Raw genomic sequence first — 6,048 nt, forward strand, 5'->3', positions numbered from 1 at the left:
AACCAGATTATTTTTTAGACTCTTTAGCCCAAGAGTCTTTCAATGTTACTGTTCTGTTGAAGACAAGTTTATCTTCAGTTGTATTCTTGCTATCAAGGTTAAAATAACCTAAGCGGATAAATTGATATCCTTTTCCAAGCTCAGCATTTGCCAGATCAGGTTCAGCATAGGCTTTTTCAATGATCTGTAGGCTATTTGGATTGATAGAAGCTTTGAAGTCTTCGGCAGCAGCAGGATTCTCATCTTGGAACAGACGGTCATAAAGACGTACTTCCACTTCTTTGGCATGTGGTATAGAAACCCAGTGAATGGTTCCTTTTACCTTCATGCCTGATGTATCTTCACCAGATTTAGAATTAGGAACATATTCACAGTACACTTCCGTAATATTACCGTTTTCATCTTTTTTGAAATCAGTACAGGTTACGATATAGCCGTGTTTCAAGCGCACGGAAAGACCTGGCCCTAACCTAAAGAATTTCTTAGGAGCGTCTTCCATAAAGTCCTCACGCTCGATCCATAGTTCTTTAGAAAATGGGATTACCCTGCTACCCTCTCCACCTTCAACTTCTGGGTTGTTTTCGCCATGTAGTTCCTCAACCTTTCCATCAGGATAATTTGTGATGATTAATTTAATTGGGTCCAATACGGCCATTCTGCGCCAAGCTGTTTTGTTCAGGTCCTCACGGATACAGAACTCCAATAGGCTGACATCGATCATGTTTTCACGTTTTTGGATACCGATGCGTTCGCAGAAATTACGGATACTTTCAGGGGTATATCCACGTCTACGTAGGCCTGAAATGGTAGGCATCCTAGGATCGTCCCAACCTTCAACGAACTTTTCGTTTACCAATTGAAGCAATTTACGCTTGCTCATCACCGTGTAGTTCAGGTTCAATCGAGCAAACTCATATTGTTTAGATGGGAAAATCTCCAAACTGTTGATCAACCAATCGTATAATGGACGGTGCGGAATAAATTCCAAGGTACATACCGAGTGAGTTATCTTTTCGATGGAATCAGATTGTCCATGAGCAAAATCATACATAGGATAGATGCACCATTTGTCACCAGTACGGTGGTGGTGGGCATGTTTGATACGATAAATGATCGGATCGCGCATGTGCATATTAGGGCTCGCCAAGTCCACCTTGGCACGCAATACCTTTTCGCCATCTTTATATTTACCATCGCGCATCTCTTCGAAAAGTTTTAGGTTTTCTTCGATAGAGCGGCTGCGGTATACGGTCGGAGTTCCTGGAACGGTAGGAGTTCCCTTAGATGCAGCGATTTCTTCTGAAGTGCTGTCGTCTACATAGGCCAATTCCTTTTTGATCAATTCGACCGCAAAGTCGTAAAGTGTATCAAAGTAATCTGAGGTGTATAATTCCTCGGCCCACTGGAATCCTAACCATTGAATATCTTTTTTGATGCTATCTACGTATTCCACATCCTCTGTTACAGGGTTGGTGTCGTCAAAACGTAGGTTTGTTTTGCCATTGTACTTCTGCGCTAAAGAAAAATTTAGACAGATTGACTTAGCATGCCCAATATGAAGATAGCCATTTGGCTCAGGAGGGAAACGGGTCAATACACGCCCATCATTTTTCCCATTACGAAGATCCTCTTCGATAATCTCTTCAATAAAATTCAATGATTTTTCTTCTTCTACCATGTAGCAAAGTTAGCTATTTCAACGATATAATGGATAATAGCATAACGAATACTTGTTTGATTTTGCTTATTTTCGATTTAAAATTATGGAACTATGAATTTGAGAGTCCTAACCTTTCTTTGTTTGCTATTTCCCTGTCTGGTTTGTGCACAAAAAAAGGCAAAACCAAAGATGTTCGTTTATGGATCGGACATTACTGCCCTGTCTGCTGCAATACAGGCTGCCAGATCGAATGTTCCGACCGTCATGCTGATGGACAGGCCGATTTTGGCAGAGGAAATCACTTCCGAGGTCCTTCAATTTGAAGGCAACAAAAACTTGGATGGAGGGATATGGATGGGCATTCTGATGGAAATGGCTATCAGCAAGACCCGTGATGATTCCTTGGCCCAGGTAGTCAAGAAGGATTTTAATCCACAATTGGCAAGGAATGCCATTGACAAGTATATGCGAGAATTGCCAAACTTGACCGTCATTAAGGAACAGAGCATATCTAAAGTAACCCGAAATAAAAGAAATTGGGAAATTATCCTTTCCAATAGACAGAAATTTGAAGTGCTGTCGGTAGTAGATGCCAGTGAAGATGCAGGCCTGGTTAAGGCATCTGGACTTAAATTGGACTCGGCATTGCAAGGCGGCTATACTCAGGCCAAGGATATGGGTCTGGCAATCAGCAGGACCAGTTTGGCCGTAGGGGAGTTGGATAAAGCTTCTTCTGTGGTCTTCCTGAAAGATTTGTTGGATTTTGAAAAAGAAAACCTGTTTGATATCGGGCGATTGAGGTCCATGGCTAAATCTCCGGATAATATTGGGTTCAGATCTTCCTTTGGGCAGGCCATTGGTGCTACAGCTGGTTATACAGCATTCTTCAAGACCGATAGCAAGAAAATTGATATCCGAAAGCTACAAGCAGAGCTTTTAGCTTTCAAGGCAAGATTGATCCCATACCAGGATGTGGAAGTTAAAGACCCTCATTTTGCTGCCATCCAAAAATGTTATTTGACCGGCTTCTTTTTAGGGAAGGACGTCGAAGGGAAGTATATCTTTGATGGGGACCAAATCGTCAAATTTAGTGATGTCAAACCTGTCCTAAATGATATTTATACCCGTAGCCAATTATGGTTCTTGGATAATTACCGTGAAGACGAGCTGACATGGAAAGATTTATTGGGCATGATCAAATTCATTGCCTTTAAAGGTGATGAGGTAGATAGACAGATCGCGAAAGATTGGAAAACCAAATTGAAGTTTGAGGGGGAGTTTTCACCAGAGAATAAAGTGACCCGGGATCAATTTGCAGTGGTGGCCGATCTTTTTTCCAGTTCATTTGCAAAAGCTATCAATTTAGATGGAAGCTTTGTCAAATAGGAAAGAACTTGATATATAAAAAAGGCCCTTCAACAATTTGTTGAAGGGCTTTTTCTAATCTATGGTAATAGTCCTAGGGGCATTTTATACATATGCGAAAACAGTTCCCATACCCTCATTATTGGTAAAGGTCGTGTTCAGGTCAATCAATTGACCGGTTCCGATATTGATCACCATGCCATGGATGGCTAAGTCAGCACCATTCTTCCATGCATTTTGCACGATAGAGGTAGAGGTCAAGTTGAATACTTGTTCCTTTACGTTCAATTCTACCAGTTTGTTTGCTTTTTCTTCCTGATCTTCAATAGAATCAATCTCTGCAGCGTGCAAACGGTAAACATCTTTGATATGGCACAACCAGTTGTCGATAATACCGTATTGTTGAGAACTCAATGAAGCGGCAACACCACCACAGCCATAATGGCCAGCAACGATGATATGTTTTACTTTTAATACATTGACCGCATAGTCTAATACAGCTAACATGCTCATGTCTGAATGGACACACATATTGGCGATATTACGGTGTACAAATACTTCACCGGGCTTCTTTCCCGTCAATTCATTCGCAGGAACACGACTATCAGCGCATCCAATCCATAAGATTTCTGGACTTTGGCCTTTAGAAAGTTGTTGAAATCTGCCTGATGAATCCTTCGCTACGAAGTCCATCCAGTCTTTGTTTCCTTCTAAAATCTGAGTAAATCCTGTTTCTAATTCTTTTTGTCCCATTATTATGTGATTTTATTTATTTGTAAGGTCTAATGAAAGACCTTACAAGTTTCTGCAATTATTTTAAATTATTTAAACTACTTTTTTAAGTTTTTGTTTTTTGGCGATGCCGTTTCTTTTATACGTAACATCGTTCAACTCAATTTCCAGGCCTTTGCTAATGGCATTTTGCTCGAAATCCTTAATGACATCAATGACATCCTTGTCAATAAACTTACTTTTCTGACCATCAATGATGATTGATTTTACACTCTTAGGAAGATTGTAAAGTTTTTGTTGAATCGGTGCTTTGTTCAAGAAAGTTACCTCTTCTGCCAAAGTGATGACAGCGGTTTCGTTTTCTGAATGATCGGTAGATTTGATGTTCAGGTGGTATGCATTGTGCATGTTTGCACGTAGGATATAGAAAGTCGCCACCAAGATACCAATTCCTACACCGGTCAATAGATCGGTAAACACAACAGCAACAACCGTAACTACGAAAGGAATAAATTGATCCAAACCTTTTATCAACATTTGCTTGAACAAGGCTGGTTTTGCCAGTTTATAACCTGTATGCAATAGAATTGCTGCCAAACCTGCCAAAGGAATCAAGTTGATCATACTAGGGATGGCCAATAAAGCTAGCAATAACCAAACACCATGCAAGATTGACGATTGTCTGGTCTTACCACCTGCATTCGCATTTGCTGATGAACGTACGATTACTGAAGTCATCGGTAGACCACCCAAGAAACCACTTGTAATATTACCAATACCTTGAGCGATCAGCTCGCGGTTCGTTGGTGAATTACGTTTCAATGGGTCCAGTTTATCTACGGCCTCAATACTCAACAAGGTTTCCAAACTTGCGATGATCGCAATGGTAAAGGCTACAATCCAAACTTCTTTATTGAAGATCTGGGTGAAATCCGGGAAAATGAAAAGTCCTTGGAATTCAGCAAATGAAGATACCACTGGGATATTCACAAAATGTCCTTGGCTCAATGCGAAGGAGGTACCTTGGAAGGCAAAACCTAAGCCTACACCTAATAAAACGACGATAAGCGGTGCAGGGACTTTGTTCAACTTCTTGATATTAGGCCAAAAGATCAATACGGCCAATGAAAGGAAACAAATAATGGTGGCTCCCCAATTGACATTTGAGATCACTGTGTTTGTAAAGGCAGTAATTCCGCCACCATTTTCAAAATCGAATGCATTAGTTTCCGATAATCCAAATGCTAAAGGGATCTGTTTCAATATAATGGTGATACCGATTGCGGCCAACATGCCCAAGATGACAGAAGATGGAAAGTAGTTTCCTATCATTCCTGCCTTAATGATCCCGAGGATCAATTGGATGGCACCTGCAATAAGTACGGCCAAAATAAAGGTTTCATAAGCGCCCAATTTTTCAATGGCACCTAATACAATAACAGTTAATCCTGCTGCTGGACCACTCACAGACAAGGGTGATCCTGAAATCGATGCTACAACAATACCACCGATGATACCGGTCAATATACCGGCAAATAGAGGCGCTCCAGACGCCATTGCAATTCCCAGACATAATGGCAAAGCCACTAAAAATACTACAATACTAGCTGGGAAGTCATATTTTAAGTCCCTTTTTGATAATTTCAAAAAAGCGGACGTACGTGTACCAAACATAAACCTACGTTTTAAATTTTTAATTCAATAAATGATAATTTGATTCAGTATACCTATTAAGACGTCGATCTAATGAGGTCAGAACAGGGTATACCCTTAGGATATTGAATTAACAATTAGGAGGTGGGGTGGGTACGGAGGCATGGTAGGCACAGATACTCTTCTCGTTTTTCAGGTAGTGTTTAATACCAGCGCTATTTTCTACGGTTGGGTTGAAAAGCATGAAGTCGATATCACCAGGTCTAAAGATCTTGATGCCTGTTTCGTGCAGGTCTTCATTGTTGCTGTTAGTTCCTTTTGCGGTGTTTTCAATCTCAAGCTGCATGACTACTTGTAAGACAGTACCTTTATCCAGTACATCCACAAACATAGGGGTAATAGAAATCAGCATCTTCGTGAAGAAGATAAAGAAGCAAAGTTTTGCTGCCAATATTCTATATGCCTTTGTAAACATGTGGGTCTTAATAATCATTTCTGCAACAAAAATAAAATTAAATTTTAAAATAGTTTCTTTTTTGAAATTTTATTATGAAAAAATTACAAAAGTCACCTCTTTAATCTGAATTCTTAATATTGTGTTAACATAATTTTGTTTAAAATCTTAATTTGAATAATAA

Annotated in this window: 5 protein-coding genes; 1 reads left to right on the forward strand and 4 read right to left on the reverse strand. The window is 39.9% G+C overall.

The genetic code is table 11. The features are described 5' to 3' along the window. Positions 1 to 7 precede the first annotated feature (7 nt). Positions 8 to 1,678: a glutamine--tRNA ligase/YqeY domain fusion protein gene (locus ACWIB3_RS13775; protein ID WP_313511882.1), complete on the reverse strand. Its 1,671-nt coding sequence runs from the start codon at positions 1,676 to 1,678 to the stop codon at positions 8 to 10. Between the two features lie 93 nt (positions 1,679 to 1,771). On the opposite strand from ACWIB3_RS13775, the gene ACWIB3_RS13780 reads away from it, so the two are divergent. Next, positions 1,772 to 3,046 carry an FAD-dependent oxidoreductase gene (locus ACWIB3_RS13780; RefSeq protein ID WP_313189473.1) on the forward strand — a complete coding sequence of 425 codons (1,275 nt, stop codon included), beginning with the start codon at positions 1,772 to 1,774 and terminating at the stop codon, positions 3,044 to 3,046. 84 nt (positions 3,047 to 3,130) lie between these two features. Here ACWIB3_RS13780 and ACWIB3_RS13785 read toward each other — a convergent pair whose 3' ends face one another. From ACWIB3_RS13785 to ACWIB3_RS13795, 3 genes are all read right to left on the reverse strand, one after another. Beyond that, positions 3,131 to 3,778 (reverse strand): carbonic anhydrase, encoded by a 648-nt coding sequence (locus ACWIB3_RS13785; protein ID WP_313189472.1) that lies wholly within the window; start codon positions 3,776 to 3,778, stop codon positions 3,131 to 3,133. Between the two features lie 72 nt (positions 3,779 to 3,850). Then, positions 3,851 to 5,431 carry a SulP family inorganic anion transporter gene (locus ACWIB3_RS13790; RefSeq protein WP_313189471.1) on the reverse strand — a complete coding sequence of 527 codons (1,581 nt, stop codon included), beginning with the start codon at positions 5,429 to 5,431 and terminating at the stop codon, positions 3,851 to 3,853. Between the two features lie 109 nt (positions 5,432 to 5,540). Beyond that, the gene (locus ACWIB3_RS13795) at positions 5,541 to 5,885 is read right to left on the reverse strand and encodes a hypothetical protein (protein WP_237219504.1); all 345 of its coding nucleotides are present in this window, start codon (positions 5,883 to 5,885) and stop codon (positions 5,541 to 5,543) included. Positions 5,886 to 6,048: the final 163 nt, after the last annotated feature.

It is taken from the genome of Sphingobacterium sp. NPDC055431 (assembly GCF_053644255.1).